Raw genomic sequence first — 19697 nt, forward strand, 5'->3', positions numbered from 1 at the left:
CCGCCTTGGAGGCGGTTGTTTGTTTACAGCATTTCGTTAGAGCAGGAACAGCGTGGCCAACCCCAGGAAGATGAAGAAGCCACCGCTGTCGGTCATGGCGGTGATCATCACACTGGCCCCCATCGCCGGATCGCGCCCGAAGCGCGCCAGCGTCATGGGAATGGCGACCCCCATGAAAGCCGCCAGCAGCAGGTTCAAGGTCATCGCCGCGGTCATTACGACCCCCAACGACCAGCTGTGATAGAGCAAGTAGGCCACGATGCCGATCACCCCGCCCCACACCAAGCCGTTGATCAGCGCCACGCCCAGCTCTTTACGCATGAGACGCGAGGTGTTGCCGGTGCTGACCTGGTCCAGCGCCATGGCGCGAACGATCATGGTGATGGTCTGGTTACCCGAGTTGCCACCGATCCCGGCGACGATCGGCATCAATGCCGCCAGCGCCACCAGCTTTTCGATGGAGCCTTCGAACAGGCCGATCACCCGCGATGCGAGAAAGGCCGTAATCAGGTTGACCGCCAGCCATGACCAGCGGTTGCGCAGGGAACGCCATACGGAGGCGAAAATGTCTTCTTCTTCACGCAGACCGGCCATGTTGAGGACTTCGGTCTCGCTTTCCTCGCGAATCAGGTCGACCATTTCGTCGATGGTCAGGCGGCCGATCAGCTTGCCGTTCTTGTCCACCACTGGCGAGGAAATGAGGTCGTAACGCTCGAAAGCCTGGGCGGCTTCATAGGCGTCGCCGTCCGGATGAAAACTCACAGGGTCGCTGGCCATGACTTCCGACACCTGCTTTTCAGGGTCGTTAACTAACAGACGCTTGATCGGCAGCACGCCCTTGAGCACGCCGTCATAGTCGACCACGAACAGCTTGTCGGTGTGGCCCGGCAGCTCCTTGAGGCGACGCAGGTAACGCAGAACCACTTCGAGGCTGACGTCTTCGCGGATGGTGACCATCTCGAAGTCCATCAGCGCGCCGACCTGATCCTCGTCGTACGAGAGGGCCGAGCGCACGCGTTCGCGCTGCTGGCTGTCCAGCGCTTCCATGAGCTCATGCACGACATCGCGCGGCAGTTCCGGCGCGAGGTCAGCGAGCTCGTCCGCGTCCATTTCCTTGGCAGCGGCCAGCAGCTCGTGATCGTCCATGTCGGCAATCAGGGTTTCACGAACGGAATCGGATACTTCGAGGAGGATATCGCCGTCACGCTCGGCCTTGACCAGTTGCCAGACCGTCAGGCGGTCCTCAACAGGCAATGCTTCGAGAATGTAGGCGACGTCGGCAGAGTGCAGGTCATCGAGCTTGCGTTGCAGCTCGACCAGGTTCTGCCGGTGAACCAGGTTTTCAACCCGATCCTGATGCTGGCCTTCCTGGCGGTGAGTCAGGTCTTCGACGATGCGCTGGCGCTGCAGCAGATCAACGACTTGCGCGAGGCGATCCTGAAGGCTTTCCTGCGTTTTTTTTACTTCTACTTCGGTCATAGGCGAACTCCACTCCCAGCAGTGGACCACGCCGGAAGATCAATCAGTCGATTCTTGATTGGAACAGCTTGAATACGGGTTGCTACTGGGTAAGTCCATGGAGGTATTCCACAAGCCCCGGCGGGGCTGACGGGCGCAATGATACACCGCTTGCCTGGGCTGCATGATAAAAATTCAACGCGGAACAATCGCTTGCAACACAATGTTAAGCATTGTCCGAGTCGCTATTGCTACGACGTCACATTCCGAGAAGAAAACACGCTCGCCGGAGCATTTTCATGTGGCTAGTCTCCCCTGACACCCGTCAAGGAGGACATCACCATGCCGTTGGACATCCGCAAAACCGTTCTGACTGCCCTGCTCTGCCTGCCTTTTTCTGCGGGAGCATCCACCGTGCATCGCTGTGAAGACGCGAGCGGTAACATCATGTTCACCACACTCGGCTGCCCGGTGGGGCACAGCTTGACGCAGCAGGACGCGCACAACCCTCTGCCGGGCAGCGTAGTCACTTCACCTTCAAGGCGCGAAACGTCGAAACGAACCCATAGCGAACTGGTGGTGGTCGGTCAGCGCGACGATGGTTGCGGCAACGTGTTGAGTGCCGAGCAGCGGCGCAAGGCAATCATCAATCAGCAGACGCCTGCGGGTATGACCAAAAGGGATGTCGAGAGCTTGCTGGGCAGGCCGGACAAAATCGTCGGCCGCAACGCAGAGCTGCGTTATGTGTACAAGGAAAAGAATGGCCGGAGTCGGCAAGTGACGTTCGATGCCCAAGGCTGCGTGAAACCCACGGGCAAAAAAGGCAAGGCTGGAAAATGAATCCCGGAAAAGCAAAAAGCCCGCATTTGCATGCGGGCTTTTCGTTTTATGGTGCACTCGACAGGATTCGAACCTGTGACCGCTCGGTTCGTAGCCGAGTACTCTATCCAGCTGAGCTACGAGTGCAGGTGGCGCTTGATAAACCAGATCACCTCTGGTCATTGCATTTTACTTCTGGAAGTGAGTGGTGCTTCCGAAGACCTGTTGAAGCCAGGCTCTTTCTTAAAGCAGTTATTTGTATCACTACAAACAACGCTTAAATGGTGCACTCGACAGGATTCGAACCTGTGACCGCTCGGTTCGTAGCCGAGTACTCTATCCAGCTGAGCTACGAGTGCATTTGTTGCCGCGCATTATAGGCCGTTGAATCTCTTTGTAAAGCACTTTTTCTAGTAATTTCAACAACTTACAGAAGAAGCCAGATTGCAACGTACTACGCAAATAATGGCGGAGAACGGGGGATTCGAACCCCCGACACCCTTTTGAGGTGTACTCCCTTAGCAGGGGAGCGCCTTCGGCCACTCGGCCAGCTCTCCGCAACACGGGGCGTATAATAACCACCCTTTTCCCCGTTTGCAAACCAAAAATTCAAATAAAATTAATGGCTTGGTTCCTCGTCCTTCTCTTTCTTGATGCGCAGGTAAATCTCTTCACGGTGAACAGCCACTTCCTTGGGCGCGTTGACCCCAATTCGTACCTGATTACCTTTTACGCCGAGCACGGTCACGGTGATTTCACCATCACCGATAATCAGGCTCTCCGCGCAACGACGGGTCAAAATCAGCATACCTATCTCCTCAACCTCAATTCAGGGACAACAGTCTGCACAACCATAAGGTATGACCCCCACCACAAGCGGCAACAGGCCAGCACCCTCAGTATTGACTAGCAACGAAAAAAAAGCAGGTTTCTCGTGCACGTCAGAAACACAAAAGGCGCGGTCAAGACCGCGCCCTTTGGCAAAACCCTTACTCGCCCTGGCGGGGAGCGTCGAGTTCGAATGCCGTGTGCAGGGCACGCACGGCCAGCTCCAGGTACTTCTCTTCGATCACGACCGAAACCTTGATTTCGGAGGTGGAGATCATCTGGATGTTGATGGTTTCCTTGGCCAGGGCTTCGAACATGCGGCTGGCCACACCTGCGTGGGAGCGCATGCCGACACCGACGATGGAGACCTTGGCGATCTTGGTGTCGCCGATCACTTCGCGGGCACCGATCTCCCGGGCGGTATTCTGCAGGACAGTCAGCGCCTGATCGTACTCGTTGCGGTGCACGGTGAAGGTGAAATCGGTGGTGTTATCGTGCGCAACATTTTGCACGATCATGTCCACTTCGATGTTCGCCGCGCTGATCGGGCCGAGGATCTTGAAGGCAACGCCCGGGGTATCAGGGACGCCACGAATGGTCAGCTTGGCCTCGTCACGGTTGAAGGCGATGCCCGAAATGATCGGCTGTTCCATGGATTCCTCTTCATCAATGGTAATGAGGGTACCCGGACCCTCCTTGAAGCTGTGCAGCACGCGCAGCGGGACGTTGTACTTGCCGGCGAACTCCACCGAGCGGATCTGCAGCACCTTGGAACCGAGGCTGGCCATTTCCAGCATCTCTTCGAAGGTGATCTTCTCCAGACGACGGGCCTGGGGCACAACGCGCGGGTCAGTGGTGTAAACGCCATCGACGTCGGTGTAGATCTGGCATTCGTCAGCCTTCAAGGCTGCGGCCAAGGCCACGCCTGTGGTGTCGGAACCGCCACGACCCAGGGTCGTGATGTTGCCGTTTTCGTCGACACCCTGGAAGCCGGCGACCACCACCACACGACCTGCCTTGAGGTCGGAGCGGATCTTCTGATCGTCGATCTGCAGGATTCGCGCCTTGTTGTGCGCGTTGTCAGTCAGGATACGCACCTGATTGCCGGTGTAGGACACCGCTGGCACGCCCCGCTTGATCAGGGCCATGGCCAGCAGGGCAATGGTGACCTGCTCGCCGGTGGACACGATCACATCCAGCTCACGCGGATCCGGATGGGCGTTGATCTGCTTGGCCAGGTCGATCAGGCGGTTGGTTTCGCCGCTCATGGCGGACAGAACCACCACCAGATCATCGCCCGCCTCGCGGAATTTTTTGACTTTGTCGGCCACCTGCTCGATGCGCTCAATCGAGCCCACGGAGGTGCCGCCAAATTTTTGTACGATTAAAGCCATCTCAAAGCCGCCTCAGCCCGTGAAGGGCGCCCGTTAAACATTCAAACCGCGTAGCGCCGCCCCTTCTTATGAAGAAGGAGCGGTGGGTCGACTTAAATTCCCTGTTCGGCGAACGGAACCGCCAGCGCGAGCGCTGCGTCCAGGCCAGCGGCATCAACGCCGCCGCCCTGCGCCATGTCAGGACGACCGCCGCCTTTACCGCCAACGGCGGCTGCCGCTTGTTTCATCAAATCACCGGCTTTGAGTTGGCCAGTCAGGTCCTTGGTGACGCCTGCCACCAGTACGACCTTGTCTTCGTGCACACCGCCGAGCAGGATCACTGCGCGGCCGAGCTTGTTCTTCAGCTGATCCACCAGTGCCAGCAGCGCCTTGCCATCCTGACCGTCGAGACGGGCAGCGAGGACCTTGGCGCCCTTGACGTCCACCGCAGCGGCCGACAGATCGTCGCCCGCAGCGCTGGCCGCCTTGGCCTGCAGTTGTTCCAGCTGTTTTTCCAACAGGCGATTGCGTTCCAGGACAGCCGTCAGCTTGTCCAGCAGGTTGTCGCGATTGCCCTTGACCAGGCCCGCGGCTTCCTTCAGTTGTTCTTCGGCCGTGTTCAGGTAGGCCAGCGCCACGGCGCCAGTCACTGCCTCGATACGACGCACGCCGGCAGCCACGCCGCCTTCGCTGATGATCTTGAACAGCGCGATGTCGCCGGTGCGATTGGCGTGGATGCCGCCGCACAGCTCGACCGAGAAATCACCGCCCATGCTCAGCACGCGAACGGTGTCGCCGTACTTCTCGCCGAACAGCGCCATGGCGCCCTTGCGTTTCGCGGTCTCGATGTCGGTTTCTTCGGTTTTGACGGGGGTGTTCTTGCGCACTTCGGCGTTGACGATGTCTTCCAGCGCCTTGATCTGCTCAGGCTTGATGGCTTCGAAATGGCTGAAGTCAAAACGCAGGCGCTGACTGTCGACCAACGAGCCTTTCTGCTGAACGTGATCGCCCAGCACCTGACGCAGTGCCGCGTGCAGCAAGTGAGTGGCCGAGTGGTTCAGCGAGGTGGCCTGACGCACTTCGGCGGCAACCTGGGTGCTGACTGTCGCGCCGACTTTCAGGTTGCCCGACACCTGGATGCCGTGGTGCAGGAACGCACCGCCGGTCTTGGTGGTGTCACTCACGTCAAAGCGCACATCGCCCGCGGTGAGGTAACCGCTGTCGCCAATCTGGCCACCGGACTCTGCGTAGAAAGGCGTGCGGTCAAGAATGACCACGCCGTCTTCGCCTTCGCTCAGTTGCTCGACCGCCATGCCCTCTTTATAGAGCGCAACGACTTTCGCGTCGCCAGCAGTGGCGCTATAGCCGGTGAATTCGGTGGCCACATCAACCTTGACCAGGCTGTTGTAGTCCATGCCGAAGGAGCTGGCCGAACGGGCACGCTCGCGCTGGGCGTCCATTTCACGCTCGAAACCTTCTTCGTCGAGCGTCAGGTTGCGCTCGCGCGCGATATCGCCGGTCAGGTCCATCGGGAAACCGTAGGTGTCGTACAGCTTGAACACCACATCGCCCGGCACCACGGTGCCTTTGAGCTCGGCCAGGTCCTGCTCGAGGATCTTCAGGCCCTGCTCCAGGGTCTTGGCGAACTGCTCTTCCTCGGCCTTGAGCACGCGCTCGATGTGCGCCTGCTGGGATTTCAACTCAGGGAAGGCTTGGCCCATTTCGGCCACGAGGGCTGCAACAATCTGGTAGAAGAAGCTGCCCTTGGCGCCCAGTTTGTTGCCGTGACGGCAGGCGCGACGAATGATGCGGCGCAGCACATAGCCACGGCCTTCGTTGGACGGCAGCACGCCGTCGGCGATCAGGAAGCCGCAGGAACGGATGTGGTCGGCCACGACTTTCAGCGAAGGCTGGGCGTCGTTGCTGCAACCGATAGCGTGTGCGGCCGCTGCCAGCAGGCTCTGGAACAGGTCGATCTCGTAGTTCGAGTGCACGTGCTGCAGCACGGCGCTGATCCGCTCCAGACCCATGCCGGTGTCGACCGACGGCGCGGGGAGCGGGTGCAGCACACCGTCGGCGGTGCGGTTGAACTGCATGAAGACGTTGTTCCAGATCTCGATGTAACGGTCGCCGTCTTCTTCCGGCGAGCCCGGTGGGCCACCCCAGATGTCGGCGCCGTGGTCGTAGAAGATCTCGGTGCAAGGACCGCACGGGCCGGTGTCGCCCATGGTCCAGAAGTTGTCGGAGGCGTAAGGCGCGCCCTTGTTGTCGCCGATGCGGACCATGCGCTCGGCCGGCACGCCGACGTCCTTGGTCCAGATGTCATAGGCTTCATCGTCGGTGGCGTAAACGGTCACCCACAGTTTGTCCTTTGGCAGCTTCAGGACGCCGGTCAGGAAGGTCCAGGCGAAGGTGATCGCATCGCGCTTGAAGTAATCGCCGAAGCTGAAGTTACCCAGCATTTCGAAGAAGGTGTGGTGACGGGCGGTGTAGCCGACGTTTTCCAGGTCGTTGTGCTTGCCACCGGCGCGCACGCATTTCTGGCTGCTCACGGCACGGGTATAAGCCCGTTTTTCCTGGCCCAGGAAGCAGTCCTTGAACTGGTTCATGCCTGCGTTGGTGAACAGCAGGGTTGGGTCATTGCCCGGAATCAAGGAGCTGGAGGCTACACGGGTGTGGCCTTGCTCTTCGAAGAAGCGAAGGAAGGCTTCACGGATTTCTGCGCTTTTCATAGGTTCTTCCACGGGAACTGCGGCCGGAGCCAACTGCATAACGTCATTCGACGAAACGACGGCAAAGGGCCGCATTATATAGGCGTTGCTGCCACGGTACAGTCACTTTGTACGATAGAAGCAGCCAATTGGATTATTGGTCGACTATCGGCTGCCAAATTCGGCAAATGCGCCGACCACCTGTTCCATCTGCGCGGACGACACATCCAGGTGCGTGACCATGCGCAGACGCGACGATGCGCTGAGGACGATCCCTCGCTCGGCGCAGAATGCCTTGAGTTTTTCGGCTCGCTCACCGATCTGAACGTAAACCATATTGGTCTGCACCGGCTCGACGTCAAATCCCAGTTCGCCCAGCGCCTTGCCCAGAAACGCAGCATTGGCGTGGTCGTCGGCCAGACGCTCCACCTGATGCTCCAGCGCGTACAGCCCGGCTGCCGCCAGCAACCCGGCCTGACGCATGCCGCCACCGACCATCTTGCGCAGCCGGCGGGCCTTGGCGATGAACTCGCTCGATCCGCACAACACCGAACCCACTGGCGCGCCCAGCCCCTTGGACAGACAGACCGACACTGAATCGAAATGGTGGGTAATCTCCCGGGCATCGACGCCCAGCTTGACCGCAGCGTTGTACAGCCGCGCCCCGTCCAGATGCAGACCAAGGCCCTTCTCGCGGGTCAGCTTGCGGGCGGCTGCCAGATAATCCAGGGACAGCACCTTGCCCTGCATGGTGTTTTCCAGCGCCAGGATACGGGTGCGGGCAAAGTGGAAGTCGTCGGCCTTGATCGCGCCAGCGACCTGATTCAGGTCCAGCGAGCCGTCGGCCTGATTCTCTAGTGGCTGCGGCTGGATCGAACCCAGCACCGCTGCGCCGCCGCCTTCGTATTTGTAGGTGTGCGCCTGCTGACCAACGATGTATTCATCGCCGCGCTCGCAGTGCGCCATCAGACCCAGCAGGTTGCTCATGGTGCCGGTGGGAACGAACAGCGCTGCCGCGAAACCCAGACGCTGCGCCAGCCACGACTCCAGTTTATTGACCGTCGGGTCCTCGCCATACACGTCGTCGCCCAGTGGCGCGCGGGCCATGGCGTCGCGCATGCCGGCGGTGGGTTGAGTCACTGTGTCACTGCGCAGATCGATAACCGTCACGATGAAACTCCCTGAAAAGTGGTTCAGACCTCAGTCTTGAGGCCAGAACCATCGATAATCAAGGCTGGGCGTCGCAATGCCAAGATGGGCTTATAAGAAAAGCTGATGAAAACCATCAAAAAGGCTCCATGCACATTCTGAAAATCTGTGTTACAAACTGCACGCCGACGACATATGCCGTCGGCAACGTTCTCAGGGCGGGGTGCGATTCCCCACCGGCGGTAATGACGCGCAATGCGTCTAGCCCGCGAGCGCTCGCGAAGGCGAGGTCAGCAGATCTGGTGTGATCCCAGAGCCGACGGTCATAGTCCGGATGAAGAGAGAACGGGATTGGCACCACAGGATCGTCTCGCAGACTGGTCACGTGAGCATTTTGCCCGGACCGCTGACGACCCGTACCTTGGCATCCCCTTCGATCCAAAACGCCCTGTTTTTTAATTAAACAGGAGTCAGAACACATGCAACCCACCGCTATCCACGCTCACGAGCGCATCGCGTTCATTCAAGCCTGCTGGCATAAAGATATCGTCGACCAGGCGCGCAAAGGCTTTGTCGCCGAAATGGCTAACCATGGCTATGCCGAGAGCGATATCGATTTCTTCGAAGTCGGCGGCGCCTTTGAAATCCCCCTGCACGCCAAACTGCTGGCCAAAAGCGGTCGCTACGGCGGCGTCGTGGCGGCGGGCCTGGTGGTCGATGGCGGGATCTATCGTCACGAATTCGTCGCACAGTCGGTGATCAGCGCGCTGATGCAGGTCCAGCTGGAAACCGAAGTGCCGGTGTTCTCGGTGGTCCTGACCCCTCACCACTTCCATGCCGGTGAAGAGCACCACAACTATTTCTTCAACCACTTCGTGCACAAAGGTCAGGAAGCGGCCAAGACCTGCGCCGATACGTTGAGCAAGCTGCGTGCGGTGCGTCGTCTGGGTGAGTCGCAGAAAGCGGCGGGGTGATCTGACACCGCTCCCATGGCGGAACGCAAAACCACTGTAGGGGCGAATTAATTCGCGATGGATCCGTGCATCCGACACGTTTCTATCACCTGTACCATCGCATCGCGAATGAATTCGCTCCCACAGGTTTTGCAATCAGTCGGCAATGTGTTGCTGATTCAAAAACGCTTCACCCCAAGTGCTCATCGGTCGTCGGCACGATCAGAATCCCTGCACGCAACCCGTTCTTGACCTTGGGGTTCGGGAAGATGATGCGAGCGCCCTCCTCCTCCACCACCCAGCGTGAATCGGCCAGGTCTTCGGCCAGCACGAACCCTTTGTCCAGCTTGGTGAAATTCTCGACGTCCTCAGGCAGATGCAGGCGGAAGGCATCGCTGTGCTTGATGATTTCCCGCGCGACGCTAAACAGCTTCAGGCCGTCGATCTGATCGCCGACCAGCGGCTCGTTACCCCGGATCAAATACTCCAGTGTGGCCTTCAGCGGTGCGAGATTGACCTGCTGGTTCTGCCCGAACGGTCGTGCCTTGCCCAGTTCCAGTGTGAAAGCCTCGGCGCCCAGCTTGTCGTAGGTGTAGGCGCTGAACACGATGGAAGGCTTGTTCTGCAGCAGCACCGCTTCCATCCCAGCCTTGTGCAGGCGCACCAGCTCGCGACGGGAATGTGCGCGCCCCTCTTTCCAGGGGTAGAGCGCAAACTGCTCGATTCTGGAGCCACGTATCGCGGTATGCAGGTCGTAATGCAGGCGATAGCGGTCAGGCAGGCTGAAAAAGCTCGCGGCCAGACGTTCGAGCTCACAGGCACGTAGCGCCTCATTGCCTTCGGTTTGCTCGTGACGGCCGTTGAACAGCCGATTGATGTCCTGCTCGATGTAACGCTCGCCGCGACGCATCGCTTCGGGGTTGCCGAACAGGAACAGAATGCGCGCCCGAGGCTTGAGCTCGCCTCGGGCGATGGCATGAATCAGCGCGTCGAGCAGCTCGATAGGCGCGGTTTCGTTGCCATGGATACCTGCGGACAGCAGCAGGTCGGTGCCATTGTCCTTCGCTTCGGGAGGCCGAACTTCCAGCGCCCCCTCGGCCAGCCAGCGCATGCGCACGCCCTCGACGGTCAGTTGAGTCTTTTCTGCGGGTTCACGACCCGCCAGGGTCAGTTCAAGCAGTTTGCCGAGGGCGAGCATGGCGCAATTCCTGGGGGCTTAGTCGTGATTACAATCTGGGCCGTGCACGTGACCGTCATCTTCGTCATCGACGTCGGCCGCTTCCATTTCCAGCTGCAGGCTCACTAGGTTGGTGGCCATCGGGCGCAGCAGCAGGTTGGCGTATTCGCTGTCGCCTTCTTCGACGTCCACACCGATCAGCAGCTGGCCACGGCCGTCCTGCTGAATCCAGACTTCTTTGCCCTGCCAGATCACGGCAAAACGCGTGCAGGAGGTTTCCAGCTGGGTGCCGTCGGTGTCTTCAAGGATCAAACGCAGGGCGTCGGTCATAAACATTCTCTCTGTAAACGCAACGACATCACGGCCTGACGCCGATTGGGCTCAGGCGTGATGTCACCGGTGGATCAATTGATTTGGAAAGGATAGACCGCGCCCAGCTTCAGGTGCTGCGTCAGTTCATCCAGTGCCGTGCGGCATTCGGTGAGCAGTTGCGGATCGGCCAGGTCGCTTTCGCTCAGGCGATCGCGGTAATGCTTGTCCACCCACTGGGTCAGCGTGTCGTACAACGGCGCGGTCATGATAACCCCTGGGTTGATCGCCGCCAGTTCCGTTTCATTCAGCGCCACGCGCAGGCGCAGGCAGGCTGGGCCTCCTCCATTCTGCATGCTCTGCTTGAGGTCGAAGACCTTGACCTCGCGAATCGGGCTGTCATCGGCGATCAGGCGTTGCAGGTAATGCCACACACGCTCGTTGCTGCGGCACTCTTCCGGCACGATCAGCAGCATCGAGCCATCCGGGCGCGACAGCAGCTGGCTGTTGAACAGGTAGGAGCGGACAGCGTCTTCCACACCCACCTCGGTGCGCGGCACACAGATGGCCTGGAAGCGGCCGCCACGACGATTGAGCTTGTCGTGCAGCTCGCTGAGCATGTGCTCGGTATTGAGAAAGGCGTCCTCGTGGTAGAACAGCACCTCGCCGTTGCCGACCGCGATCACGTCGTTGTGAAACACGCCCTGATCGATCACCGCCGGGTTCTGCTGGGCGTAGACCACGCCTTCATCGCTCAGCCCATGCAGGCGTGCGACGGCCTGCGAGGCTTCGAGAGTCTGGCGCGCCGGGTACTTCTGCGGCGCCGGGAAACGGGTGTCGAAAGCCGCACGACCGAACACGAAAAATTCCACGCCCGCCTCACCGTAGCTGCGGCAGAAACGCGTGTGGTTGGCCGCGCCCTCATCGCCGAACTGGGCGACGGCAGGCAGGGCCGCGTGATGAGCGAAGTGCTGCTGATCGGCAAACATCGCCCCGAGCACGCGGCTGGTGGTCGGATGCTCGATGCTGCGGTGGTATTTGCAGTTGAGGTTGGCGGCGGTGAAATGCACGCGGCCGTCGGCGGTGTCGGCGCTAGGGCTGACCGTCGCGGCGTTGGCCACCCACATGCTTGATGCCGAGCAACTGGCCACCAGCAGCGGCATGGATTCTTTGGCTGCACGCTCGACGACCTGCGCATCGGTGCCGCTGAAGCCCAGTTTACGCAGCCCGGCGATGTCCGGACGCTCCTGCGGCGCCAGCACGCCCTGGGTGAAACCCATGTCCATCAGCGCTTTCATTTTCGCCAGGCCCTGCAACGCCGCCTCGCGCGGGTTGGACGACTGCTGGCAATTGCTCTGGGACGCGACGTTGCCGTAGGACAGCCCGCCGTAGTTATGGGTCGGCCCCACTAGACCGTCAAAGTTGACTTCACAGGATTTCATCGGTGAGGCTCCGTGGATCTGTTTTTATAGGCACACTCTTGGTGCGCAACACACAACGTGTAGGAGCGCGCTTGCCCGCGATTACGTCGGGTCATCCGACGAATCTGGCGCAGACCCACCTTTCGCGGGCAAGCGCGCTCCTACACGTTCAATTCAAACTGATGCCAGGCGTCAGGCTCGTCGGCAATGCGAGGGTGCCGGTTTCCAGCGACGCGACCGGATACGCACAGTAATCCGCTGCGTAGTAGGCGCTGGCGCGATGGTTGCCCGAAGCCCCCACCCCACCGAACGGCGCGGTGCTCGCTGCCCCCGTCAGTTGCTTGTTCCAGTTGACGATGCCCGCCCGGCTTTGCAGCCAGAACTGCTGATAACGCTCCTGCGAATCCGACAGCAACCCCGCCGCCAGGCCGTATTGGGTGGCGTTGGCCTCAGCGATGGCCCCGTCGAAATCCACGTAGCGAATCACCTGCAGCAAGGGCCCGAACAGTTCTTCGTCGGGGCAATCGTTCACGTCGCTAACGTCGAGAATGCCTGGGGTCAGCAGTGCCGAGTTCGTATCAGGCTGGGTCATTTCCAGCAACGCCAACGCGCCGTTGGCCAGCAGGTGTTCCTGTGCATCGACCAGCGCCTGCGCCGCTCGCAGGGAAATCACCGAGCCCATGAACGGCGCGGGCTGCTGATCGAACGCGCCCACTTCAATGGTCTTGCTCACCTCGACCAGACGCGTCAGGAAGGCATCGCCCCACGGGCCTTGCGGCACCAACAGACGACGAGCACAGGTGCAGCGCTGGCCTGCAGAAATGAATGCGGACTGAATGACGGTGTAGACCGCGGCATCGACGTCGGCGACCTGATCCACCACCAGCGGGTTGTTGCCGCCCATTTCCAGGGCGAGGATCTTGTCCGGACGACCGGCGAACTGCTGATGCAGCGAATTGCCCGTGCGGCTGGAACCGGTGAAGAACAACCCATCGATGCCAGCATTGGCCGCCAGGGCGATGCCAGTGTCACGCGCGCCTTGCACGAGATTCAACACGCCAGCCGGCAGACCGGCGTCGATCCAGCATTGCACGGTCAGCTCGGCAACTTTCGGGGTCAGCTCGCTGGGTTTGAACACCACCGCGTTGCCCGCCAGCAACGCCGGAACGATATGCCCGTTCGGCAGATGCCCCGGGAAGTTGTAAGGCCCGAACACCGCGACCACGCCATGGGGCTTGTGACGCAACACGGCGGTGGCGTCGCCCAATGGGCCGCTCTTCTCGCCGGTGCGCTCGCGATAGCTCTGGATCGAAATCGCGACCTTGTTGACCATGCTGGTCACCTCTGTCGCCGATTCCCACAGCGGCTTGCCGGTTTCCTCACCGATGCAGCGGGCGATGTCGTCGGCTCGGCTTTTCAGGGTGGCGGCGAAGGCTTCCAGCACAACGATGCGCTCTTCCAGCGTGCGCATCGCCCAGGCCGGGAAGGCCTGACGAGCGGCGTTTACGGCTGCGTCGACCTGTTCGGCACTGGCGCCCTGACCTTTCCAGATCACTTGTTGCGAGACCGGGTTTAGCGACTCAAATGCCTCGCCCTGCCCGTCCTGCCAGGCGCCTGCGATATACAGCGTGCTCATTACACACCCTCCCGAGCCGGTGACAGAGGCACCGCGCGCACCTGATCGCCTGCGGTGAGGCGCAGGCGCCGGGCGGTCATCGGGTCGACCACCAGCGTCCCGGCTGCAAATCGCGCAGGTGCAGCGGTGATGCGGCAGTCTTCGCGTTTACGGTTGTGGATAAGGAACGGCGTGGCGTCATCGCCTGGCGTGCCGACCGCCAGCACCAGCGCCTGACTCTCGCGCACGGCGCGGATCTTGGTGGTTTCGCATTCAATTGCAGGGCCCGCATCGAAGATGTCGACGTAGCCCTGATAGCTGAAGCCTTCGGCCTTGAGCATGGTCAGCGCAGGTTCGGTGCTGGTGTGCACGCGACCGATGACGTTGCGCGCGGCCTCCGAGAGGAAGCAGCTGTACAGCGGGAATTTCGGCATCAGCTCGGCGATGAACGCGCGGTTGCCAACGCCAGTCAGGTAATCGGCCTGACTGAATTCCATCTTGAAGAAATGCCGGCCCAGGCTTTCCCAGAATGGCGAGTGGCCCTGTTCGTCCGACATGCCGCGCATTTCAGCGATGATCTTGGCGCCGAACAACTCAGGGAATTCGGCAATGAACAACATCCGCGCCTTGGACAGCAGGCGGCCATTGAGGCCATTGCGGGCGTCGGCATGCAGGAACAGCGAGCACAGCTCGGAGTTGCCGGTCAGATCGTTGGCCAGAAACAGCGTCGGAATCTCGCGGTAGATATTCAGCTCTTGAGACGCGCTGACCGTCAGGCCCACCCGGTAGTTGTACCAAGGCTCGCGCAGACCAACCGCACCGGCGATGGCGGAGATGCCGACCACGCGACCGTCATCGTCTTCGAGGACGAACAGGTAATCGGTGTCGCCCCGCTCGGCCTCGCCACGGAAGGTTTTTTCCGCCCAACCGACCCGGTGCGCCAGACGCTCTTCGTTGGCCGGCAGCGTGGTCAGGCCTGCGCCCGTGCTACGTGCCAATTCGATCAGCGCCGGTAGGTCACTGCTGCGTACGGGACGAACGATCATGCTTTCTCCTCATGCCGGTCTCTGTTTTGAGACACCAGCCAACTCAAACCCGCGACACGGCGACCGACAGCGGTCACCGATGACTCAACTGTCAAACCGCAACGATGCGCACGCTGGCGCCTTCGCCCACACCCAAGGCCTCTGCCGCTGCGACGCTCAGAGTCACCGGCTTGCCAGGCACCCAGTCCAGCTCCAGCATCACCGCGCGGTAATCCTGCAGCTGGCTGTTGGCGACCAGATAAGGACGCCCGCCCTTAACGGCATCGCCGCTGGCGACCGGGTCGATCTTCACCGGCACTACGCGGCTCTGGGCGATCGAGCGAATGCCCGAGGTGCGCGCATGCAGGGTCGGACCGCCGTCGAAGATGTCGATGTAATGGTCGGTCTCGAAGCCTTCGCGCATCAGGATGTCGAAGGTGATCTGCGCCCGCGGATGCACCTGACCCATGGCCTCCTGCGCCTCGTCGGGCAACAGCGGCACGTAGATCGGGTAGTGGGGCATCAGTTCGGCGAGAAACGTACGGCTCTTCAAGCCACAGATGCGCTCGGCCTCGGCGTAGTTGAGGTCGAAGAAATTGCGACCGATGGCGTCCCAGAAGGGCGAATCGCCGTTTTCGTCGCTGTAGCCGACGATCTCGGTGACGATCGAATCGGCGAAGCGCTCAGGGTGCGCTGCCATGAACAGCAAACGGGCGCGGGAGTTGAGCTCCGACCACAGCGTGCCGACCAGTTCCGGCAGCACATAGAAGCTGGTCAACAGGCTATTGCCGGTCAGGTCGTGGCACTGGGAAAGCACGTGAATCTTGTTGTGGATCTTCAGTTCGCGCGAGGCATGAACGAAGGTTTCGTTACGAAAGCTGTAGAACGGTTCGGAATAGCCGGCAGACGCGACGATCCCGGAACAGCCCACCAGACGCCCGGATTCGGTGTCTTCCAGCACAAAGAAATAGGTTTCCTCGCCATTGAAACTGACCTCGGCGGCGAACGACGCTTCGGAAGCGGCGATCTTGTCACCCAGACGGCCAGCGTCATCCGGCAGGGACGTGACACCAATCGGGCTGTCCGCAGCGAGTCGTTGAACCTCGCTCAGATCAGCCATTTGCGCGGGGCGCATCACCAGCATGGTGTCACTCCTTGAGAAAAAACGGGCCGGTTGTCCGGCAAAAGAAAAAAAGATCAGTCATGACCGCGATCCCGTGTAGGAGCGCGCTTGCCCGCGATGGCTATGTATCAGACAACGTGGATGTATCTGACAAACCGCTATCGCGAGCAAGCTCACGCCTACAGGAGATGTGTCGCGTTGGTTAAGCCGCTGTCAGCTTGGCCACCGCGCGCTCGAAACGATCCAGGCCTTCGTTGATATCGACCTCCTCGATCACCAGGCTTGGTGCAAAACGCACCACATCCGGGCCGGCTTGCAGGATCATCACGCCTTCATGCTCGGCGGCGTTGAAGAAATCCTTGGCCTTGCCCTTCCAGGCGTCGGTCAGTACGCAACCGATCAGCAGGCCCATGCCGCGCACTTCGCTGAATACGCCGTATTGCTGGCCGATCTTCTCAAGGCGGGCCTTAAACAGTTGGTGCTTGGCCGTGACGCCAGCGAGGACTTCAGGGGTGTTGACCACGTCGATCACCGCCTCGCCCACCGCGCACGCCAGCGGGTTACCGCCGTACGTGGTGCCGTGAACGCCGACCGCCAGGTGCTTGGCCAGTTTTTCGGTGGTCAGCATGGCCGCCATGGGGAAACCACCGCCGATGCTCTTGGCGCTGGAAAGGATGTCCGGGGTCACGCCGTAATGCTGGTAGGCGAACAGGTGGCCGCTACGGCCCATGCCGCTCTGCACTTCGTCGAAGATCAGCAGCGCGTTGTGCTCGTCGCACAGTTTGCGCGCGCCCTGCAGGTAGGCAAGCTCGGCAGGCAACACGCCGCCTTCGCCCTGAATCGGCTCCAGCACCACAGCGCAGGTCTTGTCACTGATCGCAGCTTTCAAGGCGTCGAGGTCGTTGAAGGGGACGTGGGTAATACCGGTGATTTTCGGGCCGAAACCGTCGGAGTATTTCGGCTGACCGCCCACGCTCACGGTGAACAGGGTGCGGCCGTGGAAGCTGTTCAGTGCGGCGATGATTTCGTACTTCTCGGTGCCGTACAGGTCATGGGCCACGCGGCGGGCCAGCTTGAAGGCGGCTTCGTTGGCTTCAGCGCCGGAGTTACAGAAGAACACGCGGTCGGCGAAGGTGGCGTCCACCAGCTTTTTGGCCAGACGCAGCGCCGGCTCGTTGGTGAACACGTTGGAGACATGCCACAGCTTGTTGGCCTGTTCGGTCAGTGCGCCGACCAGTGCCGGGTGGGCGTGGCCGAGCACGTTGACTGCGATGCCGCCAGAGAAATCGATCAGCTCGCGCCCCGCCTGATCCCACACGCGGGAACCCTGACCGCGCACCGGAATGAACGCCGCAGGGGCGTAGTTGGGGACCATCACCTGGTCGAAATCGGCACGTTGCACCGGTACTTGCTCAACGGACATCGGAGTCTCCTGAAGAGGAACGCCTGCCTGGGACTGGCAAGCGATGGAAGGATTGTAAGGACTGATTTCAGTCCGGCCTTGCCGCCAAGCGACAACTTCTTATAGCGCAAAACCGGGTTTTTCCGAGGCTTTCGGCAATGCGACAAATAGCGTCGGAAAGGCGCAGTTTAAACGTTGGCGAGCGGTTGTAGCAGCGTCGTGAGGATTTGAATTCGTATTGCCGACCACGGATTGAACAGGGGGGTTGTCCGGGTCCGGATTCCGGACGCGTTGAATACTCCTGTGGGGGAATTCACTCGCGAGACGGCCTGACGTGCAGCCGATCTCTGTCGCCTGAAACATTTTTCGCGAATAAATTCGCTCCCACCGGGATTTGAATCCGCTTAGAGCCTTGCTTATCCGCGCTCAGCAGGCACCGACGACAGTTCAAACGGACTGCTGCTGCGCCGCTGGTTGCGGTCTTCGCGAGGGGTGGCGCCGAAGAAGTTGCGATAGGCGCTGGAGAAGTGCGGGCCGGAGGAGAAGCCGCAGGAGAGGCCGATCTGGATGATCGACTTGCTGGTCTGCATCAGCATCTGCCGGGCCTTGTTCAGGCGCAATTCCAGGTAATACTGGCTTGGCACGCGGTTGAGGTATTGCTTGAAGATACGCTCCAGCTGACGTCGGGACACGCACACATGTTGGGCAATTTCGTCGGTGGTCAGCGGCTCTTCGATGTTGGCTTCCATCAACAGCACGGCCTGGGTCAGCTTCGGATGGCTGGAACCCAGGCGATTCTGCAGCGGAATGCGCTGACGCTCGCCACCCTCACGAATGCGCTCGACCACCAGTTCTTCCGACACCGCACCGGCAAGCTCGGCGCCATGATCACGGGCCAGCACCGCCAGCAGCAGATCGAGCACCGACATGCCGCCACACGCGGTCAGGCGATCACGATCCCAGTCGAACAGATGGCTGGTTGCGATCACTTTAGGGAAGCGCTCGGCGAAATCATCCTGCCAGCGCCAGTGCACCGCCGCGCGATAGCCATCGAGCAGCCCCAGCTGTGCCAGCGGATACACGCCTGCCGACAGCCCGCCGATCACACAACCGGCACGCACCAGCTGCTTGAGCGCGCCCGCCAGCGCAGACGCCATCGGCGCGGGAGGTTCGTCGGCCAGCAGAAACAGCTTCTGACACCCTTCCAGACGTCCTGCCCAAGGCTCGCCCGGCAACTGCCAACCAGCGCCTTCGGTGGCAGGTTCGGCATGCATGAACGACAACTCGTACGTCACTTCGGGGTGCACGCGCTGAGCGACACGCAGGGCTTCTTCCGCCAGCGCCAAGGTCAAGGCTTTGGTGCCGGGCCAGATGAGAAATCCTATTCGATGGGCAGTCATGGCGTGCAATCCGAAACGAGTCGCTGTGGTGGGTCACACGACAAGCGTGCGAAATAAATCTGCTTTTTTCAGTTCATGGCAGCGGTCAAAGTGACGCGCAGCATGAACTGTTCTGACACAAAACGCACCGTTGGCGGCGGCGCCAATCGTTACTTCAAACTGCCGGAAAGGAATTGCTGCAGACGTTCCGATTTCGGGTTGACCAGCACTTCACGGGGGTCGCCGCTTTCTTCGACGAGCCCTTTATGCAGAAAAATCAACTGGTTGGAGACTTCACGAGCAAAGCCCATTTCGTGGGTCACCACCACCATGGTGCGGCCTTCCTGGGCCAGCGCCTGCATGACTTTCAGCACATCGCCCACCAGCTCCGGGTCCAGCGCCGAGGTCGGTTCGTCGAACAGCATGACCTCAGGTTCCATCGCCAGCGCACGGGCAATCGCCACGCGCTGCTGCTCACCACCGGACATGTGCCCGGGGAAAGCGTCTTTGCGATGGGCGACACCGACCTTGTTCAGGTAGTGCTCGGCCTTTTCCAGCGCTTCTTTCCTGGGCACGCCGAGCACGTGAATCGGCGCTTCGATAATGTTTTCCAGCGCGGTCATGTGCGACCACAGGTTGAAATGCTGGAACACCATCGACAGCCGCGAACGCATGCGCTGCAGCTGTTTCGGGTCGGCAGCCTTCAGGCCGCCGTCCTTGTTGGCCACCAGCTTCAGCTCTTCGTTGTTGAGCAGGATGCGACCGGATTTCGGCTGCTCCAGCAGGTTGATGCAGCGCAGGAAGGTGCTCTTGCCCGAGCCGCTGGAGCCGATGATGCTGATCACATCGCCCGCCTTGGCGGTCAGCGAAACGCCTTTGAGCACCTCGTGAGTGCCGTAGCATTTGTGCAGGTCCTGGACTTCCAGTTTGTTCATGTTGTCGGTTCTCACACGTA

The 19697-nt window shown here is 60.6% G+C and carries 16 protein-coding genes, 3 tRNA genes and 1 riboswitch; of the genes, 2 read left to right on the forward strand and 17 right to left on the reverse strand.

Annotated elements, in window-relative coordinates; all coding sequences use genetic code 11:
- Positions 1-36: 36 nt before the first annotated feature.
- On the reverse strand, positions 37-1479 hold the full coding sequence (mgtE, locus tag AC07V9_RS18775) for a magnesium transporter (protein ID WP_495017155.1): 1443 nt from the start codon (positions 1477-1479) through the stop codon (positions 37-39).
- Between the two features lie 321 nt (positions 1480-1800).
- On the opposite strand from mgtE, the gene AC07V9_RS18780 reads away from it, so the two are divergent.
- Positions 1801-2298: a cell envelope protein SmpA gene (locus AC07V9_RS18780; RefSeq protein WP_495017156.1), complete on the forward strand. Its 498-nt coding sequence runs from the start codon at positions 1801-1803 to the stop codon at positions 2296-2298.
- Between the two features lie 49 nt (positions 2299-2347).
- Here the strand turns inward: AC07V9_RS18780 and AC07V9_RS18785 are convergent.
- The 7 genes from AC07V9_RS18785 to ltaE form a co-directional block, all read right to left on the reverse strand.
- A tRNA-Arg gene (locus AC07V9_RS18785) sits at positions 2348-2424 on the reverse strand.
- Positions 2425-2559: 135 nt separating this feature from the next.
- Positions 2560-2636: transfer RNA gene (locus tag AC07V9_RS18790), tRNA-Arg, on the reverse strand.
- Between the two features lie 107 nt (positions 2637-2743).
- A tRNA-Ser gene (locus AC07V9_RS18795) sits at positions 2744-2834 on the reverse strand.
- Positions 2835-2896: 62 nt separating this feature from the next.
- Positions 2897-3085 (reverse strand): carbon storage regulator CsrA, encoded by a 189-nt coding sequence (gene csrA, locus AC07V9_RS18800; RefSeq protein ID WP_002554426.1) that lies wholly within the window; start codon positions 3083-3085, stop codon positions 2897-2899.
- Between the two features lie 181 nt (positions 3086-3266).
- A complete protein-coding gene (locus AC07V9_RS18805; RefSeq protein ID WP_495017157.1) occupies positions 3267-4499 on the reverse strand; it encodes an aspartate kinase in 1233 nt (410 codons plus the stop codon).
- Between the two features lie 92 nt (positions 4500-4591).
- Complete coding sequence (gene alaS, locus AC07V9_RS18810; RefSeq protein WP_495017158.1) at positions 4592-7210, reverse strand: alanine--tRNA ligase; 2619 nt, start codon at positions 7208-7210, stop codon at positions 4592-4594.
- Between the two features lie 144 nt (positions 7211-7354).
- Positions 7355-8359: a low-specificity L-threonine aldolase gene (gene ltaE, locus AC07V9_RS18815; protein ID WP_495017159.1), complete on the reverse strand. Its 1005-nt coding sequence runs from the start codon at positions 8357-8359 to the stop codon at positions 7355-7357.
- 184 nt (positions 8360-8543) lie between these two features.
- Positions 8544-8689: riboswitch (FMN riboswitch) on the forward strand.
- A 128-nt stretch (positions 8690-8817) separates the two neighbouring features.
- Between ltaE and AC07V9_RS18820 the strand changes: the two genes are divergently transcribed.
- Positions 8818-9312, forward strand: coding sequence for a 6,7-dimethyl-8-ribityllumazine synthase (locus tag AC07V9_RS18820; RefSeq protein ID WP_495017160.1), 495 nt, complete (start codon positions 8818-8820; stop codon positions 9310-9312).
- Between the two features lie 169 nt (positions 9313-9481).
- Here AC07V9_RS18820 and astE read toward each other — a convergent pair whose 3' ends face one another.
- The 9 genes from astE to AC07V9_RS18865 form a co-directional block, all read right to left on the reverse strand.
- Complete coding sequence (astE, locus tag AC07V9_RS18825; RefSeq protein WP_495017161.1) at positions 9482-10489, reverse strand: succinylglutamate desuccinylase; 1008 nt, start codon at positions 10487-10489, stop codon at positions 9482-9484.
- A gap of 18 nt (positions 10490-10507) precedes the next feature.
- Entirely contained in the window at positions 10508-10798 is a 291-nt protein-coding gene (locus AC07V9_RS18830; protein WP_495017162.1) for a topoisomerase II, read from the reverse strand.
- A gap of 74 nt (positions 10799-10872) precedes the next feature.
- Positions 10873-12219, reverse strand: a complete 1347-nt coding sequence (gene astB / locus AC07V9_RS18835) for an N-succinylarginine dihydrolase (protein ID WP_495017163.1) — start codon at positions 12217-12219, stop codon at positions 10873-10875.
- Between the two features lie 148 nt (positions 12220-12367).
- Positions 12368-13834 (reverse strand): succinylglutamate-semialdehyde dehydrogenase, encoded by a 1467-nt coding sequence (gene astD / locus AC07V9_RS18840; RefSeq protein WP_495017164.1) that lies wholly within the window; start codon positions 13832-13834, stop codon positions 12368-12370.
- A complete protein-coding gene (gene astA, locus AC07V9_RS18845; RefSeq protein ID WP_495017165.1) occupies positions 13834-14859 on the reverse strand; it encodes an arginine N-succinyltransferase in 1026 nt (341 codons plus the stop codon). The genes astD and astA overlap by 1 nt, the downstream gene beginning before the upstream one ends.
- Before the next feature lie 91 nt (positions 14860-14950).
- Positions 14951-15982, reverse strand: coding sequence for an arginine/ornithine succinyltransferase subunit alpha (gene aruF, locus AC07V9_RS18850; RefSeq protein ID WP_495017166.1), 1032 nt, complete (start codon positions 15980-15982; stop codon positions 14951-14953).
- Between the two features lie 181 nt (positions 15983-16163).
- The gene (locus AC07V9_RS18855; RefSeq protein ID WP_495017167.1) at positions 16164-17384 is read right to left on the reverse strand and encodes an aspartate aminotransferase family protein; all 1221 of its coding nucleotides are present in this window, start codon (positions 17382-17384) and stop codon (positions 16164-16166) included.
- 395 nt (positions 17385-17779) lie between these two features.
- On the reverse strand, positions 17780-18763 hold the full coding sequence (gene argR, locus AC07V9_RS18860) for a transcriptional regulator ArgR (RefSeq protein WP_495017168.1): 984 nt from the start codon (positions 18761-18763) through the stop codon (positions 17780-17782).
- A 149-nt stretch (positions 18764-18912) separates the two neighbouring features.
- Positions 18913-19677, reverse strand: a complete 765-nt coding sequence (locus tag AC07V9_RS18865; protein WP_495017169.1) for an ABC transporter ATP-binding protein — start codon at positions 19675-19677, stop codon at positions 18913-18915.
- Between the last annotated feature and the right edge of the window lie 20 nt (positions 19678-19697).

It is taken from the genome of Pseudomonas sp. GW821-FHT02A11, assembly GCF_059421985.1.